At 70.4% G+C, this 26,590-nt stretch carries 29 protein-coding genes; 14 read left to right on the top strand and 15 right to left on the bottom strand.

Features of this window, described 5'->3' with window-relative positions; genetic code table 11:
* Nucleotide 1: 1 nt before the first annotated feature.
* From FKR81_RS28895 to FKR81_RS28880, 4 genes are read right to left on the bottom strand one after another with little or no spacing between them, the layout of a single operon-like run.
* Nucleotides 2–268 (bottom strand): hypothetical protein, encoded by a 267-nt coding sequence (locus tag FKR81_RS28895; protein ID WP_146356497.1) that lies wholly within the window; start codon nt 266–268, stop codon nt 2–4.
* Nucleotides 265–2,763, bottom strand: coding sequence for a TNT domain-containing protein (locus FKR81_RS28890; RefSeq protein WP_146356495.1), 2,499 nt, complete (start codon nt 2,761–2,763; stop codon nt 265–267). Before FKR81_RS28890 ends, FKR81_RS28895 begins: the two co-directional genes overlap by 4 nt.
* A gap of 1 nt (nt 2,764) precedes the next feature.
* Entirely contained in the window at nt 2,765–3,079 is a 315-nt protein-coding gene (locus FKR81_RS28885; protein ID WP_146356493.1) for a WXG100 family type VII secretion target, read from the bottom strand.
* Nucleotides 3,076–3,561 (bottom strand): YbaB/EbfC family nucleoid-associated protein, encoded by a 486-nt coding sequence (locus tag FKR81_RS28880; RefSeq protein WP_146356491.1) that lies wholly within the window; start codon nt 3,559–3,561, stop codon nt 3,076–3,078. The genes FKR81_RS28885 and FKR81_RS28880 overlap by 4 nt, the downstream gene beginning before the upstream one ends.
* 102 nt (nt 3,562–3,663) lie before the next feature.
* On the opposite strand from FKR81_RS28880, the gene FKR81_RS28875 reads away from it, so the two are divergent.
* Nucleotides 3,664–4,101, top strand: a complete 438-nt coding sequence (locus FKR81_RS28875; protein ID WP_235921831.1) for a MaoC family dehydratase — start codon at nt 3,664–3,666, stop codon at nt 4,099–4,101.
* Here the strand turns inward: FKR81_RS28875 and FKR81_RS28870 are convergent.
* Genes FKR81_RS28870 through FKR81_RS28855 form a run of 4 tightly spaced genes read right to left on the bottom strand, consistent with a single transcriptional unit; the run spans nt 4,085 to nt 6,894 of the window.
* Nucleotides 4,085–4,630: a GNAT family N-acetyltransferase gene (locus FKR81_RS28870; protein ID WP_235921830.1), complete on the bottom strand. Its 546-nt coding sequence runs from the start codon at nt 4,628–4,630 to the stop codon at nt 4,085–4,087. The genes FKR81_RS28875 and FKR81_RS28870 overlap by 17 nt on opposite strands.
* Nucleotides 4,627–5,553 (bottom strand): hydroxymethylglutaryl-CoA lyase, encoded by a 927-nt coding sequence (locus tag FKR81_RS28865; RefSeq protein WP_146356489.1) that lies wholly within the window; start codon nt 5,551–5,553, stop codon nt 4,627–4,629. Before FKR81_RS28865 ends, FKR81_RS28870 begins: the two co-directional genes overlap by 4 nt.
* Complete coding sequence (locus tag FKR81_RS28860; RefSeq protein WP_146356487.1) at nt 5,540–6,064, bottom strand: PH domain-containing protein; 525 nt, start codon at nt 6,062–6,064, stop codon at nt 5,540–5,542. The genes FKR81_RS28865 and FKR81_RS28860 overlap by 14 nt, the downstream gene beginning before the upstream one ends.
* Before the next feature lie 14 nt (nt 6,065–6,078).
* On the bottom strand, nt 6,079–6,894 hold the full coding sequence (locus FKR81_RS28855; RefSeq protein ID WP_235921829.1) for a biotin--[acetyl-CoA-carboxylase] ligase: 816 nt from the start codon (nt 6,892–6,894) through the stop codon (nt 6,079–6,081).
* 117 nt (nt 6,895–7,011) lie between these two features.
* Here FKR81_RS28855 and FKR81_RS28850 point away from each other — a divergent pair, with 117 nt between their 5' ends.
* Nucleotides 7,012–8,649: an acyl-CoA carboxylase subunit beta gene (locus FKR81_RS28850; protein ID WP_146356485.1), complete on the top strand. Its 1,638-nt coding sequence runs from the start codon at nt 7,012–7,014 to the stop codon at nt 8,647–8,649.
* Entirely contained in the window at nt 8,646–8,867 is a 222-nt protein-coding gene (locus FKR81_RS28845; RefSeq protein ID WP_146356484.1) for an acyl-CoA carboxylase subunit epsilon, read from the top strand. Before FKR81_RS28850 ends, FKR81_RS28845 begins: the two co-directional genes overlap by 4 nt.
* Before the next feature lie 43 nt (nt 8,868–8,910).
* On the opposite strand, the gene FKR81_RS28840 is transcribed toward FKR81_RS28845, so the two are convergent.
* The 5 genes from FKR81_RS28840 to FKR81_RS28820 all read right to left on the bottom strand — a co-directional run bounded on the left by FKR81_RS28840 (nt 8,911) and on the right by FKR81_RS28820 (nt 14,423).
* Nucleotides 8,911–11,301, bottom strand: a complete 2,391-nt coding sequence (locus FKR81_RS28840; RefSeq protein WP_146356482.1) for an ATP-binding cassette domain-containing protein — start codon at nt 11,299–11,301, stop codon at nt 8,911–8,913.
* A 9-nt stretch (nt 11,302–11,310) separates the two neighbouring features.
* Nucleotides 11,311–11,721, bottom strand: a complete 411-nt coding sequence (locus FKR81_RS28835) for a VOC family protein (protein ID WP_146356481.1) — start codon at nt 11,719–11,721, stop codon at nt 11,311–11,313.
* A gap of 10 nt (nt 11,722–11,731) precedes the next feature.
* The gene (locus FKR81_RS28830; protein WP_146356480.1) at nt 11,732–12,175 is read right to left on the bottom strand and encodes a helix-turn-helix transcriptional regulator; all 444 of its coding nucleotides are present in this window, start codon (nt 12,173–12,175) and stop codon (nt 11,732–11,734) included.
* Nucleotides 12,176–12,346: 171 nt separating this feature from the next.
* Nucleotides 12,347–13,639, bottom strand: coding sequence for a dicarboxylate/amino acid:cation symporter (locus FKR81_RS28825; RefSeq protein WP_146356478.1), 1,293 nt, complete (start codon nt 13,637–13,639; stop codon nt 12,347–12,349).
* Between the two features lie 178 nt (nt 13,640–13,817).
* Nucleotides 13,818–14,423: a Maf family protein gene (locus FKR81_RS28820; protein ID WP_146356476.1), complete on the bottom strand. Its 606-nt coding sequence runs from the start codon at nt 14,421–14,423 to the stop codon at nt 13,818–13,820.
* Between the two features lie 69 nt (nt 14,424–14,492).
* Between FKR81_RS28820 and FKR81_RS28815 the strand changes: the two genes are divergently transcribed.
* Nucleotides 14,493–14,888 carry a hypothetical protein gene (locus FKR81_RS28815; RefSeq protein ID WP_146356474.1) on the top strand — a complete coding sequence of 132 codons (396 nt, stop codon included), beginning with the start codon at nt 14,493–14,495 and terminating at the stop codon, nt 14,886–14,888.
* On the opposite strand, the gene FKR81_RS28810 is transcribed toward FKR81_RS28815, so the two are convergent.
* Nucleotides 14,885–15,526, bottom strand: a complete 642-nt coding sequence (locus tag FKR81_RS28810; protein WP_146356472.1) for a hypothetical protein — start codon at nt 15,524–15,526, stop codon at nt 14,885–14,887. The two genes, FKR81_RS28815 and FKR81_RS28810, sit on opposite strands and share 4 nt — an antisense overlap.
* A 119-nt stretch (nt 15,527–15,645) precedes the next feature.
* Between FKR81_RS28810 and FKR81_RS28805 the strand changes: the two genes are divergently transcribed.
* The 8 genes from FKR81_RS28805 to FKR81_RS28770 all read left to right on the top strand — a co-directional run bounded on the left by FKR81_RS28805 (nt 15,646) and on the right by FKR81_RS28770 (nt 22,284).
* Nucleotides 15,646–17,415: an acetyl/propionyl/methylcrotonyl-CoA carboxylase subunit alpha gene (locus FKR81_RS28805; RefSeq protein ID WP_146356470.1), complete on the top strand. Its 1,770-nt coding sequence runs from the start codon at nt 15,646–15,648 to the stop codon at nt 17,413–17,415.
* Nucleotides 17,416–17,455: 40 nt separating this feature from the next.
* Complete coding sequence (locus FKR81_RS28800; protein ID WP_146356468.1) at nt 17,456–17,851, top strand: DUF1707 SHOCT-like domain-containing protein; 396 nt, start codon at nt 17,456–17,458, stop codon at nt 17,849–17,851.
* Between the two features lie 5 nt (nt 17,852–17,856).
* The gene (locus FKR81_RS28795; protein WP_186763224.1) at nt 17,857–18,627 is read left to right on the top strand and encodes an HAD-IA family hydrolase; all 771 of its coding nucleotides are present in this window, start codon (nt 17,857–17,859) and stop codon (nt 18,625–18,627) included.
* A gap of 10 nt (nt 18,628–18,637) precedes the next feature.
* Nucleotides 18,638–19,204 carry a GNAT family N-acetyltransferase gene (locus FKR81_RS28790; RefSeq protein ID WP_186763223.1) on the top strand — a complete coding sequence of 189 codons (567 nt, stop codon included), beginning with the start codon at nt 18,638–18,640 and terminating at the stop codon, nt 19,202–19,204.
* A 6-nt stretch (nt 19,205–19,210) separates the two neighbouring features.
* On the top strand, nt 19,211–19,795 hold the full coding sequence (locus FKR81_RS28785; protein WP_146356462.1) for a DUF3558 domain-containing protein: 585 nt from the start codon (nt 19,211–19,213) through the stop codon (nt 19,793–19,795).
* Nucleotides 19,796–19,892: 97 nt separating this feature from the next.
* A complete protein-coding gene (locus tag FKR81_RS28780) occupies nt 19,893–20,258 on the top strand; it encodes a transcriptional regulator (RefSeq protein WP_146356460.1) in 366 nt (121 codons plus the stop codon).
* Nucleotides 20,258–21,445, top strand: coding sequence for a PPE domain-containing protein (locus FKR81_RS28775; RefSeq protein WP_235921828.1), 1,188 nt, complete (start codon nt 20,258–20,260; stop codon nt 21,443–21,445). Before FKR81_RS28780 ends, FKR81_RS28775 begins: the two co-directional genes overlap by 1 nt.
* Nucleotides 21,445–22,284 (top strand): ESX secretion-associated protein EspG, encoded by an 840-nt coding sequence (locus tag FKR81_RS28770; protein WP_146356456.1) that lies wholly within the window; start codon nt 21,445–21,447, stop codon nt 22,282–22,284. Before FKR81_RS28775 ends, FKR81_RS28770 begins: the two co-directional genes overlap by 1 nt.
* A 35-nt stretch (nt 22,285–22,319) precedes the next feature.
* Here FKR81_RS28770 and glpD read toward each other — a convergent pair whose 3' ends face one another.
* Nucleotides 22,320–24,029 carry a glycerol-3-phosphate dehydrogenase gene (gene glpD / locus FKR81_RS28765; protein WP_146356632.1) on the bottom strand — a complete coding sequence of 570 codons (1,710 nt, stop codon included), beginning with the start codon at nt 24,027–24,029 and terminating at the stop codon, nt 22,320–22,322.
* 286 nt (nt 24,030–24,315) lie between these two features.
* On the opposite strand from glpD, the gene FKR81_RS28760 reads away from it, so the two are divergent.
* Nucleotides 24,316–25,056: an MIP/aquaporin family protein gene (locus FKR81_RS28760; RefSeq protein ID WP_146356454.1), complete on the top strand. Its 741-nt coding sequence runs from the start codon at nt 24,316–24,318 to the stop codon at nt 25,054–25,056.
* A 28-nt stretch (nt 25,057–25,084) separates the two neighbouring features.
* On the top strand, nt 25,085–26,590 hold the full coding sequence (gene glpK, locus FKR81_RS28755; RefSeq protein WP_146356452.1) for a glycerol kinase GlpK: 1,506 nt from the start codon (nt 25,085–25,087) through the stop codon (nt 26,588–26,590).

Raw genomic sequence — 26,590 nt, 5'->3', positions numbered from 1 at the left:
CTCAGGGCTGAGGCGTGACCTCCTGGACGCTCAGGGCGCCCCGTGCGACCTGGGCCCAGGCGAGTCGCCCGAAGAGGTAGTGGCACGCCACGTACTCGCTGGTGAACCGGGCCCAGTCGTACCGGTTGCCCTGCTCGCGCCAGAACACCTCGTAGCCCTCGTCGTCGGTCAGGACGCACCAGCTGTTGTCCGCCTCGGCACCGATGGACACGACGTTCTCGGGGACGCCGATCCGGTCCAGCCAGCCGGTGAGCTCTTCGAGGTTCATGCGGTGATCTCCATGAGGTAGCCGAGCGCGACGAGGTCCGCGACGGGGTACGTGGTGCGGTAGCGCGCGCCACCGCCCGGCTGACCGAACCAGGGTGCACTGACCGTGCGCCACACCGGGAGCGCGCGCAACACCTTGTACTGGTGGTAGCCCTCGTCCAGCGCGTGCGGCGGCAGGCTCCGCTGCGCGAACGGCGTGCCCGCCTGCGACAGCACCCGGCCCTCGGCGGACCCGAACCGGTCGAGCACGGCGCCCTCGTCGAGCACCTCGGGCCTGCCCTCCTCGTACCCGCCCTCGGGGAACAGCTCGGCAGGCGGCCACGCGTACTCCACCGGCTCCGCGCGGACCAGGAACCTGCGCTCCCAGTCGTGCTCGTGCGCGCCGCCGAGCGGGTCGTAGCCGTCGAGCAGCGCCTGGACCGCCGGGTGCTCCTGCGCGAGGCCCTCGGTCTGCTCAGGACGGTCGGCGAACGACGTGTCCACCAGGCCGGACTCCGGGTGGTCCTGCGGTGCGAAGCGCTGGCCCGCCGCGAAGTCCACCTCCTCCGGCGGGGGCGGGAGCTGGCGGACCGGCCTCCTGCTGAGCTTCGGGACCTGGCCGAGCGGATACACCAGTGCCAGGAACCACGTGCCCAGCGCGCTGGCCGACTGGACCTGCTGGACCGGGTTGCCCAGTGCGGCGGCGATCGCCTCCTGGCGCTCGTGGTCCGTGGGGATCAGGTGCGAGAGCGGGGACGCGGCGCCCAGGTCCTGGGCGACCACGCCGAACTCGGCGGTGGAACGGTGCGCTCCCGCGCCATCGGCCTTGAGGTCCGCCTTGGGGTCGGCCTTCGGATCCACCTTCGGGTCGGTCACGGCGGAACCCTGGGCAGCTGCGTTCGCACCGACGCCCTTGGCATCGGTCTTGCCACCCGAGCCGTCGATCCCGGCGGCCGCGTGGGCCACCGCGCCCTTGGCATCAACGACCGCGCCCTTGCCCGCACCGGGCTGGCCGTCACCGAGCTTGGCGTCGACGTGGGCGCCGGCCGCCGCGGCCTTGGCGTCCGTCTTGGCCCCAGGCGTGCCGGAACTCGGCCCGCCGGAACCCGTGCCGGGCACCGCCTGCTTGGCCTGGTCGGCGGTCTTGGCGGCGGCGTCGGCCGCACGGCCGGTCGCCTGCTGAGCGGCCTGACCCGCCTGCGCGGCAGAGCCCTGGGCCTGGCCGACCACACCGCCGACAGCACCAGCCGCAGCAGCCGGGGCCGCCGCGGGGCCACCCATGGTGGGGGCGTTGCCGAGCGAAGGAGCGTTGAGACCGGGACCGCCCTGGGCGGCCGGGGCCTGCGGCGTGGCGGCCGCCGGAGCCTGCGGGCCCGCCGCGGGAGCGGCCTCGGGGGTGAGCAGCGGGCGGTCGAGCAGTGCCGCGGCCGATGCCGCGGTCGTGCCCTCCGCGACCGGCGGGATCAGGGTGCCGGACAGGCTCTGCCGTCCCTCGCCCACGCCGGGAACAGCGTCGCCCACCGGCCCGGCGTCGCCGAGGCGGTCGACGACCGACGGCAGGATGTTCGTGTCGCCGTGGCCGCGGGACGGGCCGTCACCGACGCCGGGAACCGCGTCCACCACCGGCTGGACGGCGGCACCGAGCTTGTCCACGACCTGCGGCACGATGCCGCCCTGGTCCCTGCCCGGCGCGCTGTCCGGGCCGCGACCGTCCGCACCGGGTGCGTGGTCGGGCTTGCCGACGACCGGGTCCACCACCGGGTGCACGCCAGGCACGGCATCGGCCACCGGGGCGACGACCGGCGCGGCGACCTGGGCCACCGGGCGCACGGCGTCGGCGACCGGGGCCACCACGGGAGCGACGGTGTCCGTCACCGGAGCGACGACGGGCGCCACTACCTGCGTCACGGGCGCGACCACCTGAGCCACCGGGGCGAGCAGGCCGCCGGGCGAGCCACCGCCGGGACCGTGCGCGCCGGGGCTGGTGTTGACGGGCGGCGACGCCTGGCCCATGTCGACACCGCTGTCCAGCCGGACGGCGGAGGACAGCGTGTTGGAGAGGTTGGCGACGTTGGCCGCCGTGCCGCGCACCGCGGTGTCCAGCCCGAGCAGGGCGGTCGGGTGCCCGGCGGACGCGGCCTGGTTGGCGGCGTCGTTGTTCTTGGCGAGCGTGACCAGCTCGCGCACGATCTCGACCTTGGCCTGACCCACCTGCTGCGCGGCGTGGTCGAGGCGGTCGGCGGCGGCGTGGCAACCGCGGGCCGCCTGGTTGAACTGCCCGTCCGGGGCGACCATCTTCGCCCAGTGGCCGCGCGCGGCGTCGCCGGTCGCGCCCTTCATCGACTCCATCGCGCGGCCCGCGGAACCGTCGGTGTCGGTGCTCAGCGTCTTGATCTTGTCGCCGGTGTCCCGCCAGGCGGTGGCACTGGCGCGCATGGCGTCCTCGTCGGCCTGAGGCCACTGGACGCCTGCCCGAGACGCGACGTCCGCGAGCTCGGCGGGCAGCTCGATCCCCATGTCAGCCTTCCAGTCTCTTCATGGCCGACGCGTTGCTCTCCTCGACGTGGCGGTACGTCTCCGCCGTCGCGGCGAACTTCTCGCCGATGCCCCCCAGTTGCTCGGACAGCGAACCGAGCACCCCGAACGTGTCGCCGGTCGGCTTCTCGTGCCCGGCGGCGAAGCTCTGGCCCACCGAGTCGTTGCCCCAGCAGGCGCCGAAGCCCGACAGCAAGCCCTGCAGCCCGGACGCGATCTCCCCCGCGGTCTGGGCGAACCCGTTGAACTCGGTGGCCCCGCTGGTGAGCCGTTCGAGATCAGCCTCGTAGCCGCTCACCGCGACCTCCTGTTGATCAGCTCGGAGTCGAGCCAGCTCTCCCGCTGCTCGTAGTCCTCGTCGTCGTCGATGTGGTCACGACGACGACGCGGCGCGGCAGCGGCCAAGGCGGCCTCCGGCGGTGCGATCTCGTCGGGACGCAGGTCCGCGGTGCCCTCGACCAGCGAGGAGGGGTCCGTGCTCGCGGGCAGGATGGCGCTGAGCGCCTTGTTCGTGCCCTCGGCGGCCTTCGCGGCGGCGGCGTTGGTGGTGCGGACGATCAGCTCGGCCAGCTGCTCCGGCCGGTACTTCCGGTAGGCCTGGTCGGTCAGCTCCAGCGCGGTCAGCGTGCCCTTCGGACCGACGGTGGCGGTGACCGTCCCATCCGGACTGGACGCCGACCCCGTGACCGCCTTCAGCTCGCGCTGAACCGTCGCGAGCTGCTCCCTGCTCCGCCGGTAGTCAGCGAGGAGCTCCTCGACCTGCGCTCGGTGGTCGTCCACCGGTCCCCCTCACCCACGCATAGCCCTGTGCTGTCTTTGGACGTCGTTGCCAGTAGATCGGTTCCAGGCCGATTCAGTTACGTCTTTCGCTACGTTTTAGCGGTGATCGCATTCGAAGACCTCCCGGCAGGCCGAATCATCCCGCTGGGCGAGGTGGTCGTCGACCGGGACGAGATGCTGGACTTCGCGAAGCGCTTCGACCCGCAGCCGTTCCACCTCGACGAGGAAGCGGGCCGCGCGTCCATCTTCGGCGGTTTGTCCGCCTCCGGCTGGTACACCGCGTCGCTGTGGATGCGCGCCTACGCGGACGCGATCCTGGTCGACTCGACGTCGCAGGGCTCGCCGGGCGGCCGCGAGCTGTCCTGGCTGGCGCCCGTCTTCCCCGGCGACACGCTCGCCTTCGGTTTCGAGGTGCTCAGCGCACGCGTGTCGAAGAGCAAGCCGGGGCTCGGGCTCGTGGAGTTCCGGGGCACCGCTCACCGGGGCGACGAATGCGTGTTCCGCTTCGTCTGCACCGGGTTGTTCAGCACGCGCGACTGACCAGCGCCCGCTTCGTCCCGCGCCGCTCGACCAGGCTGAAGCCCGCGTCGAGGAACACCGACAGCGTGCCGTGGTAGAGGTCCCCCGGCTGGGCCTTCTTCCCGCCGGTGTCGACCGGATAGCCCTCGACGGCCCGCGCGCCGCGTTCCTTCGCGTACTCCACGGCGGCGTTCAGCAGTGTCTTCGTCACGCCCTTGCGCCTGCCGGTGCGGTGCACGAAGAAGCACGTCACCGACCAGACGTCCGAGATGTCCGGCTCGACCGGCGCGGTGATCTTCGACTTCGCCAGCCGCGAGTAGGCGGCGCGCGGTGCGACGGCCACCCAGCCGACGGGCGTGCCGTCGTCGACGGCCAGCAGTCCGATCGGCTGGCCCAGCTTCGACCGGAGCACCGCCTTGTTGTCGTTGTCGTGCAGCTCCCTGGACGTCTGCATGAACCACGTGCAGTAGCACCACGTCACGGTCTTGCTGGAGGCGAACAACTCCTCCAGCAACGGCCATGAGCCGGGAGTCAGCTCGACGACGTTCACGTGAGCGCGCGCACCACCCGTGACGGTGACGGACGGCCGAGCTGCTCGGCCATCCACGCGCTGGTGGCGACCAGCTGGTCCAGGTCGACGCCGTGCTTCACGCCCAGCCCGTCGAGCATCCACACGAGGTCCTCGGTCGCGAGGTTGCCCGTCGCCGACTCCGCGTAGGGACAGCCGCCGAGCCCGCCCGCGGACGAGTCCACAGTGGTCACCCCGCGGCGCAGCGCGGCCAGCGTGTTCGACAGCGCCTGGCCGTAGGTGTCGTGGAAGTGGACGGCCAAAGAGGACACGTCGCCGAACGCGTCCAGCAGCGCCTCGACCTGACCGGGCGTCGCGACGCCGATGGTGTCGCCGAGCGACAGCTGCGAGCAGCCCATGTCCAGCAGCCTGCGGCCGACCGCGACGACCTGCTCGCGCGGCACCGCGCCCTCCCACGGGTCACCGAAGCACATCGACACGTAGCCGCGCACGTCCAGACCCTCGGCGCGGGCACGCGACACGACCGGCTCGAACATCTCGAACTGGGAGTCGAGCGTGCGGTTCAGGTTGCGGGACGCGAAGGTCTCCGTCGCCGACGCGAAGATCGCGATGTGCGTGACGCCGGCCTCCAGCGCCCGGTCGAGCCCGCGTTCGTTCGGCACCAGCACGGGGTAGCTCACGCCCGGCCGCTGCTCCAGTCCCGCCAGCAGCTCGGCCGCGTCGGCCAGCTGCGGCACCCACTTCGGGTGCACGAACGACGTGGCCTCCAAAACGGACAGACCGGAGGAGGCCATGCGGTCGAGGAACTCCAGCTTCACGCCGACCGGCACGACGTTCGACTCGTTCTGCAGGCCGTCGCGCGCGCCGACCTCCCAGATCGTCACCTCGGACGGCAGCTCACCGGACGCGACGACCTCGGGCAGACCGGCTTCACGCGCGCTCATCGAGCGTCCTCGGGCGGTAGTCGTCGTCGGGGTTGTCGTTGACCTCGCGGTAGAGCAGCGTGTGCACCTTCTCCACCTGCGGGATGTCGTCGAACTCGAGCGGCTCGTCGGACGCCGACTCGATGATCAGCGTGCCGCAGCCGAGCACCCGGTCGAGCAGGCTGTGCTGGAACCGGACGCTGTTGATGCGCGACAACGGGATGTCCAGGCCGGTGCGGTTGAAGACGCCCTCGCGGTACATCACGCGCTCCGACGTCACGATGAAGTGCGTGGTGCGCCAGCGCAGCAGCGGCGTGATCGTCAGCCACAGCGCCAGCACCACGGCGACGACGGCGAGCGCGATCCACGCGATCGTCGCCCAGGACTGCTCGTTCACCAGTCCGGCGAGGAACGTGGCCGCGGCGACCACCACGAGCAACCAGAACACCGGCAGCAGGAGCATCTTCCAGTGCGGGTGCTTGTGGATCACGACGTGCTCGCCGGAGCTCAGCAGATCGTCGGGGTAGGCCATGGGGCCAACCCTAATCACGCACGGCGCAGATGCACCACGTCACCGGCTGACACGCCGTGGTCCGTCCCGTCCTGCGCGCGCACGACGAGCGTGCCGTCCGCCTCGATGCGCTGCGCGGTGCCGTGCAGCTGGACGCCGCCCGCCAGCTCGACGCGCACGCGTTCACCGACCGTCGCGGAGTGCTGCTGGTACTCCTCGTGCAGCCCGGACGCGAACGGGTCGCCGCCCGTCTCGCGCCACTTCGCCTCCAGCGCGCCGAGCTCGCGGAGCAGGCTGATCGCGATGGCGTTGCGGTCCGCGGTGGCGCCCTCGTCGGCGAGCGACGTCGGCTCCAGTCCACCCGGCGCGGGTTGCACGTCCGACGGCAGCGGCGCGACGTTCAGCCCGATGCCGACGACGACGGCCTGCGCGACGCCCGCGGTGATCTCGGAGAGGATGCCCGCGCCCTTGCGCTGCGCGGAGCCGAGCAGCAGGTCGTTGGGCCACTTCAGCGCCGCCGGAACTTCCAACGATCGGGCGACACGCACCAGGGCGACACCGGCGAGCAGGTTCAGCCAGGGGAGGCGCTGCGCGGGCACGTCGGTCGGCCGGAACAGCACACTCAGGTACAGCCCGCCGCGTGGCGACGACCACGTGCGGCCGCGGCGTCCCTGCCCCGCGGTCTGCTCCTCGGAGAGCAGCACGGTGCGGTCGGCCGCACCCGCTACGGCGGCCTTGGCCAGGTCGGCGTTGGTCGACCGGGTGGTCGGCACGACGTCCAGCGCGGAGTACGGGCCGTGCGGTGCGACGAGCTCAGCGCGCAGGGCGTCGGCGTCGAGTGCGGAGGTCACCGGGCAAGGCTATTGGACTCGGCGCGAGCCGGCCCAAAAGAGATGAGGGGCTCGCATCCCGTGACCTGGACAACTGATCCGGTGCGGAACGCGCCCGGCTCGTTAGGCTGCCCGGTCATGAGCAGTGCCACCGAGCCGATCGGGCACGTTCCCAGCGACGTGCCGGACGTTCACACCACCGCCGGGAAGCTTGTCGACCTGTACCGCCGCAATGACGAGGCGGTTCACGCCGGCTCCGCGCGGGCGGTCGAGAAGCAGCACGCCAAGGGCAAGAAGACCGCCCGTGAGCGCATCGACCTCCTGCTGGATCCCGGTTCGTTCGTCGAGCTCGACGAGCTGGCCAGGCACCGCTCGACGATGTTCGGGCAGGAGAAGAACCGTCCGTACGGCGATGGCGTGGTGACCGGGTACGGCACCGTCGACGGCCGTCCGGTGTGCGTGTTCAGCCAGGACGTCACCGTGTTCGGCGGCTCGCTGGGCGAGGTCTACGGCGAGAAGATCGTCAAGATCATGGACCTGGCGATCAAGACGGGCCGCCCGATCGTCGGCATCAACGAGGGCGGTGGCGCGCGCATCCAGGAGGGCGTCGTCTCGCTCGGTCTGTACGGCGAGATCTTCACCCGCAACGTCCGCGCGTCCGGCGTGGTCCCCCAGATCTCGCTGATCATGGGCTCCAACGCCGGTGGCCACGTCTACTCGCCCGCGCTGACCGACTTCGTCGTGATGGTCGACCAGACCTCGCACATGTTCATCACCGGCCCGGACGTCATCAAGACCGTCACCGGCGAGGACGTGACGTTCGAGGAGCTGGGCGGCGGCCGCACCCACAACACGAAGTCCGGCAACGCCCACTACCTGGGCTCCGACGAGGACGACGCCATCTCCTACGTCAAGGAGCTGCTGTCGTACCTGCCGTCGAACAACCTGTCCGACGCGCCGGTGTTCGACGCGCCGGACGACCTGATCCACGGCTCGGTCACGGACACGCTGACCGACACGGACCGCGAGCTGGACACGCTGATCCCGGACTCCGCGAACCAGCCCTACGACATGCACGAGGTCATCTCGCGCGTGCTCGACGAGGGCGAGTTCCTCGAGGTCCAGCCGCTGTTCGCGCCGAACATCATCGTCGGCTTGGGCCGCGTGGACGGCCACTCCGTCGGTGTCGTGGCGAACCAGCCGACCCAGTTCGCCGGCTGCCTGGACATCGACGCCTCGGAGAAGGCCGCGCGCTTCGTCCGGACCTGCGACGCGTTCAACATCCCGGTGCTGACGTTCGTCGACGTGCCCGGCTTCCTGCCCGGCACGGACCAGGAGTGGAACGGCATCATCCGGCGCGGCGCGAAGCTCATCTACGCCTACGCCGAGGCGACCGTCCCGCTGGTCACCGTGATCACGCGCAAGGCGTACGGCGGCGCGTACGACGTCATGGGGTCCAAGCACCTCGGTGCGGACATCAACCTCGCCTGGCCGACCGCGCAGATCGCCGTCATGGGCGCTTCGGGTGCGGCGAACATCGTGCACCGCAAGACTCTCGCGGCCGCTGACCCGGCTGACGTGGACGCGCTGCGGGCGCAGTTGCAGCAGGAGTACGAGGACGCGCTGTGCAACCCGTACGTGGCCGCCGAGCGCGGGTACGTCGACTCGGTGATCCCGCCGTCCTACACGCGCGGGTACGTCGCGCGGTCGCTGGCGATCCTGCGGGACAAGCGGGAGACGTTGCCGCCCAAGAAGCACGGGAACATCCCGCTGTGAGCGGCGAAGCGGAGCGGCCTCTGCTGCGGCTGGTGCGCGGCACGCCGGACGACCACGAGCTGGCGGCGCTGACCGCCGTGGTGGCCGGGCTGGCCTCGGCCGCCCCGGCCGCCGACGCACCCGCGCGCCGGTCCGCGTGGGCGGATCGGTCGCGGCTGGTGCGGCGGCCCGTGCAGCACGGACCGGGCGCCTGGCGCGCCTCGGGTTTCCCAGGCTGACGACGACGGGGGCACCTGCACGCAGGTGCCCCCGTCGGTTCGGTCAGGCGCTGACGTAGTCCGCCAGGTGCTCACCGGTGAGGGTGGAGCGCTTGGCGACGAGGTCGGCGGGCGTGCCCTCGAAGACGACCTTGCCGCCGTCGTGGCCCGCACCGGGACCGAGGTCGATGATCCAGTCGGCGTGCGCCATGACCGCCTGGTGGTGCTCGATGACGATGACCGACTTGCCCGCGTCGACGAGCCGGTCGAGCAGGGCGAGCAGGTGCTCGACGTCGGCGAGGTGCAGGCCGGTGGTCGGTTCGTCGAGCACGTAGACGCCGCCCTTGTCGCCCATGTGGGTGGCCATCTTGAGCCGCTGCCGCTCGCCGCCGGACAGCGTGGTCAGCGGCTGGCCGATGGTGAGGTAGCCGAGCCCGACGTCGACGAGCCGTTCGAGCACGGCGTGCGCGGCGGGCGTGCGCGCCTCGCCGGTGCCGAAGAACTTCTCGGCCTCGGTCGCCGACATCGCGAGCACCTCGCTGATGTCGCGGCCGCCGAGGTGGTACTCCAGCACGTCCGCGTCGAACCGCTTGCCCTCGCACACGTCGCAGGTGGCGGCGACACCAGCCATGATCCCCAGGTCGGTGTAGATGACGCCGGCACCGTTGCAGGCGGGGCAGGCGCCCTCGGAGTTCGCGCTGAACAACGCGGGCTTCACGCCGTTGGCCTTGGCGAACGCCTTGCGGATCGGCTCGAGCAGGCCGGTGTAGGTCGCCGGGTTGCTCCGCCGGGAGCCGCGGATCGGGGTCTGGTCGACCAGCACCACGCCGTCCCGTTTGGACACCGAGCCGTGGATCAGCGAGCTCTTGCCGGAGCCCGCCACCCCGGTGATCACGGTCAGCACGCCGAGCGGGATGTCCACGTCGACGTTCCGCAGGTTGTGGGTGTCGGCGCCGCGCACCTCCAGCGCACCCGACGGCGTCCGCACCGACTCCTTCAGCGAGGCGCGGTCGTCCAGGTGCCGCCCGGTGAGCGTGCCGCTCGCCCGCAGTCCCTCGACGGTGCCCTCGAACACCACCTGGCCGCCCTCGGTACCCGCCCGCGGGCCGAGGTCGACGACGTGGTCGGCGATCGCGATCGCCTCCGGCTTGTGCTCCACGACCAGCACGGTGTTCCCCTTGTCGCGCAACTGCCGCAGCAGGGCGTTCATCCGCTGGATGTCGTGCGGGTGCATGCCGATCGTCGGCTCGTCGAAGACGTAGGTGACGTCGGTGAGCGCCGACCCGAGGTGGCGGATCATCTTGGTGCGCTGCGCCTCACCCCCGGACAGCGTGCCCGTCGCGCGGTTCAGGCTGAGGTAGCCGAGCCCGATCTCGACGAACGAGTCGAGCGTGCGCACGAGCGTCGTCAGCAGCGGCGCGACGGACGGCTCCTTCAGCCCGCGCACCCACTCGGCGAGGTCGCTGATCTGCATCGCGCAGGCGTCGGCGATGCTGATCTTCTTGATCTTCGACGACCGGGCCAGCTCGCTGAGCCGGGTGCCGTCGCACTCAGGACACGTCTGGAACGTCACCACCCGCTCCACGAAGGCGCGGATGTGCGGCTGCAGCGCGTCGACCTCCTTGGAGAGGAACGACTTCTGGATCTGCGGGACCAGCCCCGCGTAGGTCAGGTTGATGCCGTCGACCTTGATCTTGGTCGGTTCCTTGTACAGCAGGTCGTGCAGCTGCTTCTTGGTGAACTTGCTGATCGGCTTGTCCGGGTCGAAGAACCCGCTGCCGCGGTAGATGCGGCCGTACCAGCCGTCCATGCTGTAGCCGGGGATCGTGACCGCGCCGTCGTTGAGCGACTTGCTGTCGTCGTAGATCTGGGTCAGGTCGATGTCGTTCACCGACCCCCGGCCCTCGCAGCGCGTGCACATGCCGCCGGTGATGCTGAAGCTGCGCCGCTCCTTCACCTTCTGCCCGGCCTTCTCGATCGTGACCGCACCCGCTCCGCTGATCGAGGCGACGTTGAACGAGAACGCCTGCTGCGTACCGATGTGCGGCTTGCCGAGCCGGCTGAAGAGGATGCGCAGCATCGCGTTCGCATCGGTCGCGGTGCCGACGGTGGAACGGGGGTCGGACCCGATCCGCTGCTGGTCCACGATGATCGCGGTGGTCAACCCGTCGAGCACGTCGACCTCGGGCCGCGCCAGCGTCGGCATGAAACCCTGCACGAACGTGCTGTACGTCTCGTTGATCAGCCGCTGCGACTCGGCGGCGATCGTGTCGAACACCAGCGAGCTCTTGCCCGAGCCCGAGACCCCGGTGAACACCGTGAGCCGGCGCTTCGGGATCTCGATGCTGACGTCCTTGAGGTTGTTCTCACGCGCGCCGTGCACGCGAATCAGGTCGTGACTGTCGGCGTCGTGCTGCTCAGTCGTCTTCTTGGGCTTGCTCACCGGTGTCTCCATCTGTCCGCGTCAGCTCAGTCCCTGGATGCGGATGAGGTTTCCCGCGGGGTCGCGGAATGCGCAGTCGCGCACGCCGTACGGCTGGTCGGTCGGTTCCTGGACGACCTCGGCACCCTTGGCCTGCAGCTGGTCGAAGTAGCCGTCGAGGTCCTTGGTCGCCAGGCTGACGTTGCCGAAGGTGCCCTTGGCCATCATCTCGGTGATGAGCCTGCGCTCGTCGTCGGTGAGACCGGGCGTGGCCTCCGGCGGGTACAACACGATGTTCGTGTCGGGCTGGTTCGCGGGACCGACGGTGATCCAGTGCATCCCGTTGTAGCCGACGTCGTTGCGGATCTCGAAGCCGAGAGTGTCGCGGTAGAAGGCGATCGCGGCGGCCGGGTCGTTGTGCGGGAGGAAGCTCGCGTGAATGTTGACGTCCATGGCGGAAACACTAAGTCGGGGTCGAAGCCCGCGCTTCTTGATTCCTGACCGGTCTGGTGACCTGCTTGGCGACGCACGGCGCCATGCCCTCGGTCTCCAGCGCCGCCTCCTGCCGGTAGGCACTGGGCGGCATGCCGACGAGCTCGGTGAAGCGCGTGCTGAAAGTACCCAGCGACTGGCAGCCGACCGCGAAGCAGACCTCGGTGACACTCAGGTCGCCACGACGCAACAGCGCCATCGCACGCTCGATGCGCCGCGTCATCAGGTAGCTGTACGGCGACTCTCCGTAAGCCAGCTTGAACTGGCGGCTGAGGTGACCCGCCGACATGTTCACGCCACGTGCGAGCGCCTCGACATCCAGCGGCTGCGCGTACTCCCGATCCATCCGGTCGCGGACCCGGCGCAGCAGGGCGAGGTCACGCAGACGCTGCGCCTCGGCAGGTGTGCTGGTCACGTGCGTGATCGTGCCATGTCACACGAGAAGAACCCAGAGCGCCGAAGGCGCACAAACCACCAAGCAACCATCTACGAAAAGCAAGCACAGGCCTCCGGTGGTGCCGGGGTCCGGGGCGGAGCCCCGGCCGGGGGCAAGGGGCGGGAGCCCCAACCACCCCGCACCAGGAGGTCAGGCAGCCACGGGGACGGCCACCGGCGCGTCCTCAGGGGCACCGTCGGAGATCAGACCTTCGCTCCGCGCCACCAGCACCGGCACGGTGATCTGCCCGGCGACGTTGGTAGCAGTCCGGATCATGTCCAAGATCGGGTCGATCGCGTACACGACAGCAACACCGGTGGCGATCACCTGAGGCGGCAACCCAACCACACTCAACGTCAGCGTGAGCATGGTGAACCACCCGGTGGTCCCGGCAGTGGCAAGAGCCCCGAACACCGCGACAGCCACAATCCCCACGTACTGCCAAACCCCGAGCTGAACCCCGAACAGGTTGGCGATGAAGACAGTCGCAATAGCGGGGTAAACGGCAGCGCAACCGTCCATCTTGGTCGTAGTCCCCAACGGCACGGCGAACGACGCGTAGTTGGAAGGCACCCCGAGGTCCACAGCAGCCTGACGGCTCAACGGCAACGTAGCGCCGGAGGACCGAGACACGAACGCGAACTGGATGGCGTTCCAAGCCTTGCGGAAGAACTCAACGGGACTGACACGCCCGACGAACTTGAGCAGCAACGGGTACACGACGAACAACACGAGCAACGTCCCGCCGTACACCGCGGCGATCAACGAGAACAGCGGTCGCACGAACGCGTTGCCGTAGGTGGCGAAGGCGTTGCCGATCAACCCGAACACACCGAGCGGCGCCAGCAGGATGATCCACCCGACGACCTTCTGCACCAGGTCGAACACCGACTGGTTCAACGCGACGAACGGCGCGGCCTTCTCACCCAGAGCGTAGGCGGCGAACCCGACCAGCACGGCGATGAACACGACCTGCAGCACCTCGCCCTCGGTGAAGGCGGCGAACAGGTTGGACGGGATCAGGCTGTCCAGAAGTCCGCTCCACGACCCGGAAGCACGAGCGGCGAGCTTGTCGACCGCGGCCTGGCTGGGCGTCACCTGCACTCCGAGCCCAGGCTTGAAGATCAACGCGATCGCGAGCCCGATGAGCACGGCGATGAAGGACGTGATCCCGAACCAGAGGAAGGTCTTCCCGCCGAGCCGGGCGGCGGTGCGCCCGCCACCGAGGCCGCGCAGCGACGTGATGCCGACGATGATCGCGGTGAAGACGAGCGGGATGACGGTGAGCTGCAACAGGCTGGTGAAGACGTCACCGATGCGGTCGAGCGCGGACGCGACCCAGGTGTTCTTGCCGAGCCAGCCGGCGAGTGCGCCCAGTACGAGGGCGGCGAGGACGGCGGTGCCGAATACCTTCGGCTTGCGGTAGGTGCTGACGAGCGACACAGGATCTCCTGCAGGGGATGAGCGAACGAGGGCTGGGGGCGGTTCAGCCCGTACAGCCCGCGGTCGTCCTGCGACCCAGGTCGATGTGACGGCGACGCGTCAGCAACTCGTTCATCGCCAGGCTCAACACCCGAGCAACGACGAGACCTTCCCTGATCAGGGGAAATGTGACGAGGATCTACCAGAGGTCGGCGATCGAGACCCCGACGGACGCCAGCAGGCGGCGGGTCAGCGGGAGGCTGATGCCGATGACGCTGGAGTGGTCGCCGTCGAGGCCGTCGACGAACCAGCCGCCGCGGCCGTCGATCGTGAACGCGCCCGCCACGTGCATCGGTTCGCCGGACGCCAGGTAGGCCTCCAGCTCGCGGTCGGTCGGGGTGCCGAAGCGGACGGTCGTCGGCTCGGCGGACGAGGCGCGCGCGGTGATCTCGCCCGCGGACACGCGCAGCACGGTGTGGCCGGTGATCAGGACGCCGGTCTTGCCAGCCATGCGCTGCCAGCGGTCGCGGGCGACCTCGACGGTGGCGGGCTTGCCGACGACCTCGCCGTCGAACTCCAGCATGGAGTCGCAGCCGATCACCACCGCGTCACCCTCGACGGAAGTCGCGACGACCTCGGCCTTCGCGTTCGACAGGGCGACCACGATCTCGGCCGGGGTCGGGTTGTCGAGTGACGCCTGCAGCTCCTCCTCGTCCACGCCGGACACCCGCACCTCGGGGTCGACCCCGGCGGAGCGCAGGACGTTGAGACGGGCGGGCGACTGGGAAGCGAGGACTACGCGCACGGCGTGAGTTTGTCAGAGCACGTAGTACTACCGATGCGGGTGTGGCGGTTGCGCGGGCAAGCTCTTGTTGTGAATCGCCGGGTACTCGTACTGACCGAACGCGGATCGGGACGCGAAGGCCGGCGTCGGCGGATCCTCGCCGTGCTCGCGGTGCTCGGGGCTGTCGCCGGGTCGTGGGGCGTGGGGCAGGTGCTCGCCAGCGACCCCATCGCGTACGGCGTGCCGTTCTGGCCGTTCGCCGACCACGTGGACCGGGCCGAGCAGCGCCTCCTCTCCGACGTCGCCGCCGCCGCGCGCGCCGGGCAGTTCGTCGGCAGCGATGAGGTCGAGGTCGTCGACCGGACGAGCAAGGACGACGGCGTCGTCTACCTCCGGATGCGGATGCACGTGGACGGCGAGACCCGCTGCCGCGAAGCCATCATCCGAGGGCTCTCGGGCCTGAGCAGCCGACGCGTGGACTGCTAAGCCTCGGCACAGGGGCGCAACTGCGACAGCTCCGGCGTGCGGTTGGCCTGCTCCGCCGTGTCGACGGGCGGCGTGCAGCCCAGGTCGTCGCCGACCACCCGGAAGACCTGCGTGAACGCGCACTTCCCCTCGCAGCCGCGCTGAACGGCGACGACGTCGACCACGCCGTCCTTGTCGACGTCGTGCAGCGCCAGGTAGGCACCGGTCGACAGGTACGTGGCGGACACCCTGCTCCACACGCCGCCGCGCCGCACCAGCGCCTCGCCGAGCACGTCGGCGCCCTTCGTGCCGCGCACCAGGCACACGTCGACCGACGGCGCCGTCGCGCACTCCAGCGCCTTGTCGCCCTCCACCTTCGCGCCGGCCTCGGCGATCGTCATCTCGAAGATGAAGAACGCCCCGGACGAGTTGGTCACCCTGATCCGGCCGCCGCCGGCACCGGTCAGCGCCTCGACCATGTCGCCGTCGACGCCGCGACCGATGACGGACTGGCAGACGGTCGTCCCGCACCGCAGGTTGGCGTCGCCACCCGCCTCGTCCTGGGCTGACGGACGCTGGGCGTACGCGTACGCCATGCCCGCTGCCGTCACGAGAGCAGCGGCGATCGCGGTGACCAGCACGGGCTTGGAGGTGCGCACGGCGTGATTGTTCCCGATCCGCGTCCGGAGTGAGGTGGCTCTCCCTGGTGCGGCGGGCGAACGTCCGTAAACTTCGAACCCAGCTCAAGTTACTCGCGAGTTCAGGGAGGTAGGACGTCGTGTCGCTGCGCAAGGTCCTCGTCGCCAACCGCGGTGAGATCGCCGTCCGGGTCATCCGCGCCTGTCGGGACGCCGGGCTGGCCAGTGTCGCGGTCTACGCGGACCCGGACAGGGACGCACCTTTCGTCCGGCTGGCCGACGAGGCGTTCGCGCTCGGCGGCAACACGCCCGGCGAGAGCTACCTCTCCGTCGACAAGCTGCTGGACGTCGCCAAGCGCTCCGGCGCGGACTCGGTGCACCCCGGCTACGGCTTCCTCTCCGAGAACGCCGAGTTCGCCCAGGCCGTGATGGACGCGGGCCTCATCTGGATCGGCCCGACGCCGCAGGCGATCCGCGACCTGGGTGACAAGGTCACCGCGCGGCACATCGCGATGCGCGCGGGCGCGCCGCTCGTCCCCGGCACCAAGGACCCCGTGTCCGGGCCGGACGAGATCATCGCCTTCGCGCAGGAACACGGTCTCCCGGTCGCCATCAAGGCGGCGTTCGGTGGTGGCGGTCGCGGACTCAAGGTCGCCCGCACGCTGGAGGAGATCCCCGAGCTGTTCGACAGCGCCGTCCGCGAGGCGGTCACCGCCTTCGGCCGCGGCGAGTGCTTCGTCGAGCGCTACCTGGACAAGCCGCGCCACGTCGAGGCCCAGGTCCTCGCGGACACGCACGGCAACGTGATCGTCGTCGGCACCCGCGACTGCTCGCTGCAGCGCCGCCACCAGAAGCTGGTCGAGGAGGCGCCCGCGCCGTTCCTCACCGACGAGCAGCGCGCGTCCATCCACACCTCCGCGCGCGCCATCTGCAAGGAGGCCGGCTACCACGGTGCCGGCACCGTCGAGTACCTCGTCGCCGTCGACGGCACCATCTCGTTCCTCGAGGTGAACACGCGACTGCAGGTCGAGCACCCGGTCTCCGAGGAGACCACCGGCATCGACCTGGTGCGCGAGCAGTTCCGCATCGCCGCCGGCGAGCGGCTGCGCTTCACCGAGGACCCCGCGCCGCGTGCGCACTCCATCGAGTTCCGCATCAACGGCGAGGACGCCGGCCGCGGCTTCCTGCCCGCACCGGGCACCGTCACGACGTTCACCGCCCCGTCCGGCCCCGGCGTCCGGGTGGACGCCGGTGTCGAGAGCGGCACGGTGATCGGCGGCCAGTTCGACTCGCTGCTCGCCAAGCTGATCGTCACCGGTGAGGACCGCGACCAGGCGCTCGCCCGCGCGCGCCGCGCGCTGGACGAGATGGTCGTCGACGGCATGGCGACCGTGCTGCCGTTCCACCGCGCGATCGTGCGCGACCCGGCGTTCACCGCCGAGAAGTCCGAGGGCTTCACCGTGCACACCCGGTGGATCGAGACCGAGTGGGACAACACGGTCGAGCCGTTCAGCGGTGGCGCCGCCGAGTCCGACGAGGAGACGCCGCGCCAGACCGTCGTGGTCGAGGTCGGTGGCCGTCGCCTCGAGGTGTCGCTGCCCGGTGACCTCGCGATCGGTGGTGGCGGTGGCGGCGCGAAGAGCGCCAAGGCCAAGCCGCGCAAGCGGGCGGGCAAGGCCACGGCCGCCGTCTCCGGTGACGCGGTGGCCGCGCCGATGCAGGGCACGATCGTGAAGGTCGCCGTCGAGGACGGCCAGCAGGTCGAGGCGGGCGAGCTGATCGTCGTGCTGGAGGCCATGAAGATGGAGAACCCGGTGACGGCCCACAAGGCGGGCACCGTGACGGGTCTGGCGGCCGCGCCCGGCGATCCGATCACCCAGGGCACCGTCATCTGTGAGATCAAGGACTGAGTGACCGGCCCCGCGGCGGGACGCGCCTAGGATTGACGGTGTGAGCGAGATCCCGCCGCGGGACATCCGGATCGGTGACGACGAGCGAAGCCAGGCCCTGCAGGTGCTCGGTGAGCACATGTCGGCCGGGCGCATCGACGTGGAGGAGTACGGCGAGCGCTCCGCGAAGATCACCACGGCCAAGACGCGCGGTGAGCTGCTCGCGTTGTTCACCGACCTCCCCGACCCGCGGCCGACGTTCGGCATGCCCATGCCGTTGTACCCGCAGGACAGCGGCGCCGTCTCCCCCGTGCCGAGGTGGCAGGGCGCGGTGATCCCGGCGATCGGGCTCGCTGTCGTCGCGCTCGTGTTCTTCACGAAGCTGTGGTTGCTGCTGCTGATCATCCCCATCGCGGCGATGCTGTTCGGCGCGGCGCAGGGCAGGCGGCCGCGCTGAAACCGTTGCTGTTGCTGGACCTCGACGGGGTCCTGCGCCGGTTCACCGCGACCGACCCGGCGATTCTCGAGGTCGCGTTCGAGCCTGCGCTGCTGCACGCGGCCGTCACCGGCGCGATCACCGACGAGCAGTGGCGGGCCGCGGTCGCCGAGCGCGTTCCGCGGGCCGCCTCGTGGAACGACGCGGGCGAGGTGATCGGTGAAGCGGTCGCGCTGGTGCGCGCCGCGCGGCAGCGGTGCCACGTGGCGCTGCTGAGCAACGCCACCACGCGGCTGGAGTCCGATCTGCGGCTGCTCGGGCTGGACCGGGAGGTCGACGCGGTCGTGTCGTCGGCCCGCATGGGTGTGGCGAAACCGGCTCCCGAGGCGTTCCAGCGCGCACTCGACGTGCTGGGCTACCGACCAGAGCACACGGTCTTCTGCGACGACAGCGCCAAGAACGTCGACGCGGCACGGGCGTTGGGCATCGATGCCGTGCACGTCCCGGACACCGAGGCGCTGCGGGACGCGTTGCTGGCGCGGGAGCTCGTGCCCGCGATGGTGCTGCTGGTGCTGCCGGACCGCGACGACGCGGAGGAACTGGCGCGGGAGCTGGCAGGCGAGGGCTGGTCGCCGTGCGCGGTGCACCGCGACATGCTGGCCGGCGAGGACGACGCCGAGGCCGTGGACTGGGTCGTCGAGCTGACGACCGCGCCGGACGGTTCGCCCGCTGCCGCGCACCGGGTGACGCTCGACGAGCTGGCGGAACGGTACGACGGGTTCACCAGCGACCATTAGCCTGCTCGGCGTGGAACCAGTTGAGATCAACGCGGGTGAGTTCTACCTGCGCGCACTGCGGTCGGACGACCGGATCGAGGACGCGTTCGCCATCGCCGAGGCGTTCGCCGATCCCGAGACCCAGCGCTGGCTGCCGAGCTTCGGCATCGACAGCCCGGAGGCCGCTCGGGCGTACATCGGGTTCCGCGGCCGCCAGTGGGAGCGCGACGTGGCTTTCTCCTGGGCGATCTGCGACGCGGTCACCGCCGAGCTGCTCGGCGACGTGACGCTGCGGGACGTCTACGCGCGGGACGGCCTCGCCGAGGTGACGCTGTGGACCCACCCCCGGCACCGGGGGCGCGGCGTCGCGGTCACGGCGCTGAACGCGGTGCTGCCGTGGGCGTTCCAGGCGGCCGAGCTGCACCGCGTCACGTACCGGTGCGGGGTGAACAACAAGCCGTCGCAGCGCGTCGCGGAGAAGTGCGGATTCACCCTGGAGGGGCGTCTTCGCGAAGAGAAGATCATCGATGACCAGCGCGAAGACATGTTGCTGTGGTCGCGGCTGGCCACCGACCCGACACCAGAACAGCTACGGTGACCGGCCATGCGGACGACGGCGACCTTGCTCGTGCTGACCGCTCTGCTCTCGTCGGCCTGCACCGCGCTCCCCGAGCAGCGGGCTGACAAGGGTGATCCGCCTCCCCCGCCGACGACGACGTCGAGCACCGTGACGCTGCCGCCGCGGCCGCAGGAGGTGCCGCTGGACGCCGTCGACCCGTGCGCGGTGCTCAACGCCGACCAGCTCACCCAGCTCGGACTGGACAGCAAGCCGACCGCGTACGTGGAGCCGAGCTTCGGCAACGCGCGGGCGTGCACGATCCGCGGCCTGCGGGGCGGCAACGTGGCGCGGCTGGCGCTCGTGACGGCGTCCGGGGTGGACGTCTGGCTCAGCGACAACGCCCAGGTCGACGCTCAGGTGGGTGTCGTCAGCGGCTTCCCGGCCGTCACTGTCCGCACACCCGGCATGGAGCAGCTGTGCAACGTCGAGATCGACGTGGCCGAAGGACAGTTCCTCGACGTCATGTTCCGTGACGGCGGCAATTCCACGCCCACGCAGCAAGATCATCTGTGTCTGGGTGCGACGCGAGTGGCCGAGGCGGCGCTCGCCGGTTTGCTGCACACGCGCTGACCCACACGGGCGGATGTCACGCAGGCCACTCCACAGCGTCACGCCCTGTGGTTAGAGTGTCGAAACGTTCGTGCACTCACCCGCCGGAGGTCGCGCCATGCCGCCTGGAGGAACCAGCGGAGCGGATGCCCTGCCTCCCGTTCAGCACGCGCTGAACGTCGAGCCGGGTTCGATCCCCACGCTGCGCAACGCGTTCTCGACGGCGCTGACGAAACTCGACAAGCAGATCGAGCTCGCGGTGACCGAGTTCAGGGTGCGGCCGTGGGCAGGCGACCCGGTGTCCGCCGAGGCGGCCGAGATCTTCAACGAGCGCTCGGTGTCCTCGGGCGACTCCGCCCTGGAGGCGCTGCAGAACTACCAGAAGCAGCTCAAGCAGGCCATGGACTCGCTCGACGAGGTCGAACGCCAGTACCGGGTCATCGAGGGTGACAACACCGGGCTGATGAACAAGGGCGGCTGCTGATGGTCGAACACCGCTGGCAGGGCTACAGCCACGAGGAGCTGTACAAGAGCATCAACGCCGGACCGGGCCCGTCGGCGTCGCACGCGTCGATGGAGCGCTGGGCCGGGGTGTCGGCCGCGCTGACGGAGATCAACGGCGATCTGCACGCCGGCATCACGGGCTCCGGCGCGTCCTGGGAGGGCAAGGCCGCGGACGTCGCGCGGGCCGGGCTGAACCCGCTCGCCACGTGGGCCGACGACGCGCGGACCGGCTCCGAGGTCATGCGGATCTCCGCCGAGCTGCAGGCCGACCACATCAGCAAGGCGCGCTCGGACATGCCGCCGCCGGTGGCGGTGACGGCCGAGCAGCCGAACGCGCTGGTCAGCGGACTGACGCACCTGTTCGGCGGGCAGACCGACCACGAGAAGCAGGAACAGGCGGCCGACGCGGCGGAGAACCGCGCGCGCGAGGTGATGTCGACCTATGCGTCCAGCACCACCGCCAACACCTCGACCCTCGGGCAGTTCCACCAGCCGCCGCAGCTGGTGATCAACGCTTCCGGCCCCGTGCGGGCCGACGGGCCCGGTGTCATGGGCGCCGCCCCGGTGTTCGGACTCGGGTCGCACGGCACCGCCGGTGTGCCCGCCCGGCGCGCGGGTTCTGCTGCCGGCCGCGGTGCCGCGGTGCCACCGGCTCGCTCCGCGTCCGGTCCCGGTTCCACTTCCACGAGCGGCTCGACGACGCGCACGTCCGGTGCGCCCGCCGTGCACACGTCCGGCGGGTCGACCTCGGTCAGCTCGGCCTCCGGCGGTGCCGGCTCCGTCGGCACGTCCGGTGCGGTCGTGCCCGGTCAGGCGCAGCGCAAGGTCGCCAAGAAGGACCAGCTGGCCCCGGACTCGACCGCCGCGAGCTCATCGGCCGCGGGCGCGGTCGTGGCCGGGCAGCAGGCGGCTGTCGCGCAGAACTCCGCCGCACCGCTGATGGGCGGGGCGGGGACGATCGGTGGCGGCTCGTCGGACACGGTCCACAAGCGGACCGTCGCTCCGGCACCACCGGCGTTCGACCCGTTCGGCGGGATGGGCGCGCGGCGCGACGAGGAGGAAGAGGAGACGGTCCACCAGGCCGCCGACTACCTCCGGGAGACCGACGACATCTACGGTGTCGGCAGCTACACGTTGCCCGTGATCGGGGAGAGCACGACCGACTGATGACCATGTTCGGCTTGGACCTCGGGACGAACGACCTGCGTGACCCGGTGAGCGTGTCGACGCTCGAGTTCGACGTGCTCTGGGAGCACCTGAGGCTCGAGATGATGCCGCTGGTGCTGAAGGTGCCGTCACCGGGCAAGACCCGCGAGGAACGGCGCGCGCTGGAGGACAAGGCGTGGGCCGCGCTGGAATCGCGCGGTCTCGGCGGCCGACGCTCGCTCGACCCGATGCTGGAAGACCTGCTGCACATCCTCAACCGCCCGCAGCAGGAGGTGGACGGGCGACTGTGGCTGGGCCGCAGCGTGCGCGTCCTGGCGGCGGCCAAGGGCCAGTCAGCCGTGCTGGCGGTGCTCGACAACGACCAGATCTCCCTGCGGCCCGCGGCCTACGAGGGCCTGCCCCGCGAGGCGCTGTCCGTGCTGCCGGCGCAACCGGCGGGCGAGGGCCACTCGGTGACCCTGCCGTCGGCGGACCTGGACGCCTCCGCCGCGAAGGCCCAGTCCCCCGAGCAGCTGGAGTCCGAGCTGCGTTCGCGCGGCGTGCGGCAGGACGACGCCCACACGCTCTCCGAGATGGTGCGCGAGGTGACCTCACGCGGCCAGTTCGGCGCCGCCGCCCGCGACAAGTGGGGCAAGCGGGTCCGCCCCGACCGCGTGATCAGCTTCTTCGACACCCCCAAGGGCCGCTACCTCCAGATGCGGCGCAGCACGCCGGGGCAGCAGCCGTGGAGCACGATGTCGCCCATCGACGCCCGGCGGCTGCACCACCACCTCACCGAGCTGCTCGCCGAGGCCTCGGCGCACTTGTCTACAGGGGTCGTGAGTGATCAGGAGTGCTAGAGGCCTCCTGATCACTCACGACCAACTCACTGCGGTCAGCTCACCGGCTCGATCAACTGCGCCCTCGCCTCAGGTGCCGCCGCGCGCACCGCGTCCGCAGCCGAGTCGTCCGGCTCCGTCTGCGAAGCACGCTCCGCGTCCACCCGCGCGTTGTACACCTCGACCTCGCGCTTGATCGCGTCCTCGTCCCACCCGAGCACCGGCGCGACGAGCCGCGCCACCGCCTCCGCCGAGTCGACGCCGCGGTGCGGGTACTCGATGGAGATGCGGGTGCGCCGGGTCAGCACGTCCTCGAGGTGCATGGCGCCCTCGTGCGACGCGGCGTAGACGGCCTCGACCTGGAGGTAGTCCGGTGCGGCCGGGATCGGCTTGAGCAGCTCGGGGTTGCCCGACGCCATGCCGAGCACCTCGTGCACCAGCGAGCCGTAGCGGTCCAGCAGGTGCCGCACGCGGTACGGGTGCAGGCCGTGCTTGGTCGCCAGCTGGTCCGCCTGGTTCACCAGCGCGTGGTAGCCGTCCGCGCCGACGAGCGGGACCTTGTCCGTGATGGACGGCTGGATGCGGCCGGGCACGTCGACCGACGCGGCGTCCACGGCGTCCGCGCCCATCACGCGGTACGTCGTGTACTTGCCGCCCGCGATCGCGACCAGGCCCGGCGAGACGCGCGCGACAGCGTGCTCGCGCGAGAGCTTCGACGTCGACTCGGACTCACCGGCCAGCAGCGGCCGCAGTCCCGCGTAGACGCCCTCGATGTCGTCGACCGTCAACGGTGTCGCGAGCACGGAGTTCACGTGTTCCAGCAGGTAGTCGATGTCCTTCTTGGTCGCGGCCGGGTGCGCGAGGTCGAGGTTCCAGTCCGTGTCGGTGGTGCCGATGATCCAGTGGTTGCGCCACGGGATGACGAACAGGACGGACTTCTCGGTGCGCAGGATCATCCCGGACTCGGCGACGATGCGGTCGCGCGGCACGACGATGTGCACGCCCTTCGACGCGCGCACCCGGAACCTGCCGCGAGAACCCGAAAGCCGTTGCAGCTCGTCGGTCCACACGCCGGTCGCGTTGATCACCGCGTGCGCGCGCACCTCGGTCTCGCGGCCGTCCTCGACGTCGCGCACGCGCACACCGGACACCCGGTCCGCCTCGCGCAGGAAACCGACGACCTGGGTCGAGGTTCGCACGACGGCGCCGTAGTGCGCGGCGGTGCGGCCGACCATCATCGTGTGCCGCGCGTCGTCGGCTTGTGCGTCGTAGTACTGGATCCCGCCGATGAGCACGTCGCGTTTCAACGCGGGCACGAGGCGTAGCGCGCCTGCCCGCGTGAAGTGCTTCTGGCCCGGCACGGACCGCGCGCCGCCCATGGAGTCGTAGAGGAACAGGCCGGCCGCGGTGTACGGCCGCTCCCAGATCCGGTTGGTCAGCGGGTACAGGAACGCCACCGGCTTCACCAGGTGCGGCGCGATGCGGTTGAGCAGGAGTTCCCGCTCCCGCAACGCTTCCCGCACCAGACCGAACTCCAGCTGCTCCAGGTAGCGCAGTCCGCCGTGGAACAACTTGCTCGACCGGCTCGACGTGCCGGACGCGAGGTCGCGCGCCTCGACGAGCGCGACCCGCAGGCCGCGCGTCGCGGCGTCGAGCGCGGCGCCCACACCGACCACACCACCGCCGATGACCACCAGGTCGAACGTCTCCGACCCCAGACGCGACCACGCCTCCTCCCGCTCCGACGGGCCGAGCCTGCCGGTGATCGGAGGGGCTGATGGGGTTTGCGGTGCTGCAGCTGCGTTCTTGCGCGTTGCCACGACAGACGCCTCCCTGGGAACGACTCGCGCCTCACGTTACCTGCAGCAACACGGGTTCGCCCACGGGTGAGGACGACAGGTCCCAATGGCCCAAAAACGACCCCTACTCATGTACTTGACGTAGACAACTGATCAGCGGGGGAAGTAGCGTCCGAGCACATTGTTGGGTGGGCAGCGCGGCCCGGACCGGACAGTGCGCTCCTGCCTTGAACAGGCACAAGGAGGTCGGCGGATGAGCTTGGGCGCGATCTTCGTATGGGAGACGCTGGGCACGGCGATTCTCATCCTGATGGGTGCCGGTGTGGTCGCGAACGTGGTCCTGAAGGACACGCTCGGCACCGGCGGCGGATGGTTGCTCATCAACTTCGGCTGGGGTTTCGCGGTCTTCGCGGGCGCCAGCGTGGCCGCACCGAGCGGCGCGCACATCAACCCGGCCGTCACGTTCGGCCTCGCGATCGCGGACAAGCTCGACTGGAGCAAGGTTCCCGTCTACTGGGCGGGACAGATGCTCGGAGCCTTCCTCGGCGCGGTGCTCGCGTGGCTGACCTACAAGATGCAGTTCGACACGCACGAAGAACCGCAGAACACCCGCGGGATCTTCTGCACCGGACCGACGGTGCCGAGCGTGCCGTGGAACCTCGTTTCGGAGATCATCGGTACGTTCGTGCTGCTGCTGTGGATCCTCCTCAGCCCCGGCGCCAAGGAAGCCACTGAAGGCGTGCCGCAGTTCGGCAACTCGGCGCTGGGTTACGCGGCCGTGGCGTTCCTCGTCATCGGCATCGGCAACTCGCTGGGTGGTCCCACGGGCTACGCGATCAACCCGGCACGTGACCTCGGTCCGCGCATCGCGTACGCGGTGCTCCCCATCAGCGGCAAGGGTTCCGCCGAGTGGGGCTACTCGTGGATCCCGGTCGTCGGGCCGTTGATCGGTGGCGCCCTCGCCGCGCTGCTCTACCTGGTTCTCCCGGTCTGACCCGGTTCGTTTCGAAAGGAAGTCGGTAATGCCCCAGTACGTGGCCGCCATCGACCAGGGCACGACGTCGACCCGCTGCATGATCTTCGACCACTCCGGCCGGGTGGTTTCGGTCGACCAGAAGGAACACGAGCAGATCTTCCCGAAGGCGGGCTGGGTCGAGCACGACCCGATGGAGGTCTGGCAGAACACCAGGCAGGTCGCCGCGGGCGCACTGGCCAAGGCAGACCTGACCACCGGCGACATCGTCGCCGTCGGCATCACGAACCAGCGCGAGACCGCGGTGGTGTGGGACAAGAACACCGGGCAGCCGGTGTACAACGCGATCGTCTGGCAGGACACGCGCACCGACAAGATCGTCGAGGAGCTGGGTGCGCTCGGTGGCGGGCAGGACCGCTACCGGGCGAAGGTCGGCCTGCCGCTGGCGACCTACTTCTCCGGCCCCAAGATCCGCTGGATCCTCGACAACGTCGAGGGTGCGCGGGAGAAGGCCGAAGCGGGCGACCTGGTGTTCGGCAACATGGACACCTGGGTCCTGTGGAACATGACCGGTGGCCCGGACGGTGGCGTGCACGCCACCGACCCGACCAACGCGTCGCGCACCATGCTCATGGACCTGGACACGCTGGCGTGGGACTCCTCGATCGCCGCCGACATGGGCATCCCGATGTCCATGCTGCCGGAGATCCGCTCGTCGTCGGAGATCTACGGCAACGTCCGCGAACGCGGCGCGCTCGCCGGTGTGCCGATCTCCGGCATCCTCGGCGACCAGCAGGCCGCGACGTTCGGCCAGGCCTGCCTGTCGCCCGGTGAAGCCAAGAACACCTACGGCACCGGCAACTTCGTCCTGCTCAACACCGGCACCGAGAAGGTGATGAGCGAGAACGGCCTGCTGACGACGGTCTGCTACAAGATCGGCGACAACGCGGCGGTCTACGCGCTCGAAGGCTCCATCGCGGTGACCGGCTCGCTCGTCCAGTGGCTGCGCGACAACCTCAACATGATCGGCACGGCAGCCGAGATCGAGGAGCACGCGCGGTCCGTCGAGGACAACGGCGGCGCGTACTTCGTGCCCGCGTTCTCCGGCCTGTTCGCGCCGTACTGGCGTTCCGACGCGCGCGGCGCGATCGTCGGCCTCACCCGGTTCGTCAACAAGGGACACCTGGCGCGTGCCGTACTGGAGGCCACGGCCTTCCAGTCGCGCGAGGTGATCGACGCGATGAACGCGGACTCCGGTGTCGCGCTGACGTCGTTGAAGGTCGACGGCGGCATGGTCGTCAACGAGCTGCTGATGCAGTTCCAGGCGGACATCCTCGGCGTGCCGGTGATCCGTCCCGTCGTCGCGGAGACGACCGCACTCGGCGCGGCCTACGCGGCCGGGCTCGCGGTCGACTTCTGGAAGGGCGAGGACGACATCCGCGAGAACTGGGCGCAGGACAAGCAGTGGGAGCCGTCGATGGACGACACCCGCCGCGCGGCCGAGTACGCCAACTGGAAGAAGGCCGTGACCAAGACCTTCGACTGGGTCGAGTAG

The organism is Lentzea tibetensis (assembly GCF_007845675.1).
Classification (GTDB): domain Bacteria; phylum Actinomycetota; class Actinomycetes; order Mycobacteriales; family Pseudonocardiaceae; genus Lentzea; species Lentzea tibetensis.
Note: the sequence above shows the minus strand (reverse complement) of the source record. Positions and strands in the feature narration are given on the sequence as shown.

Coding starts and splice junctions, on each gene's coding strand:
- FKR81_RS28895 (WP_146356497.1), bottom strand. CDS start 268: ATGAACCTCGAAGAGCTCACCGGCTGGCTGGACCGGATCGGCGTCCCC.
- FKR81_RS28890 (WP_146356495.1), bottom strand. CDS start 2,763: ATGGGGATCGAGCTGCCCGCCGAGCTCGCGGACGTCGCGTCTCGGGCA.
- FKR81_RS28865 (WP_146356489.1), bottom strand. CDS start 5,553: ATGAGCGCGCGTGAAGCCGGTCTGCCCGAGGTCGTCGCGTCCGGTGAG.
- FKR81_RS28860 (WP_146356487.1), bottom strand. CDS start 6,064: ATGGCCTACCCCGACGATCTGCTGAGCTCCGGCGAGCACGTCGTGATC.
- FKR81_RS28850 (WP_146356485.1), top strand. CDS start 7,012: ATGAGCAGTGCCACCGAGCCGATCGGGCACGTTCCCAGCGACGTGCCG.
- FKR81_RS28840 (WP_146356482.1), bottom strand. CDS start 11,301: ATGGAGACACCGGTGAGCAAGCCCAAGAAGACGACTGAGCAGCACGAC.
- FKR81_RS28835 (WP_146356481.1), bottom strand. CDS start 11,721: ATGGACGTCAACATTCACGCGAGCTTCCTCCCGCACAACGACCCGGCC.
- FKR81_RS28785 (WP_146356462.1), top strand. CDS start 19,211: ATGCGGACGACGGCGACCTTGCTCGTGCTGACCGCTCTGCTCTCGTCG.
- FKR81_RS28780 (WP_146356460.1), top strand. CDS start 19,893: ATGCCGCCTGGAGGAACCAGCGGAGCGGATGCCCTGCCTCCCGTTCAG.
- FKR81_RS28775 (WP_235921828.1), top strand. CDS start 20,258: ATGGTCGAACACCGCTGGCAGGGCTACAGCCACGAGGAGCTGTACAAG.
- FKR81_RS28770 (WP_146356456.1), top strand. CDS start 21,445: ATGACCATGTTCGGCTTGGACCTCGGGACGAACGACCTGCGTGACCCG.
- FKR81_RS28760 (WP_146356454.1), top strand. CDS start 24,316: ATGAGCTTGGGCGCGATCTTCGTATGGGAGACGCTGGGCACGGCGATT.
- glpK (WP_146356452.1), top strand. CDS start 25,085: ATGCCCCAGTACGTGGCCGCCATCGACCAGGGCACGACGTCGACCCGC.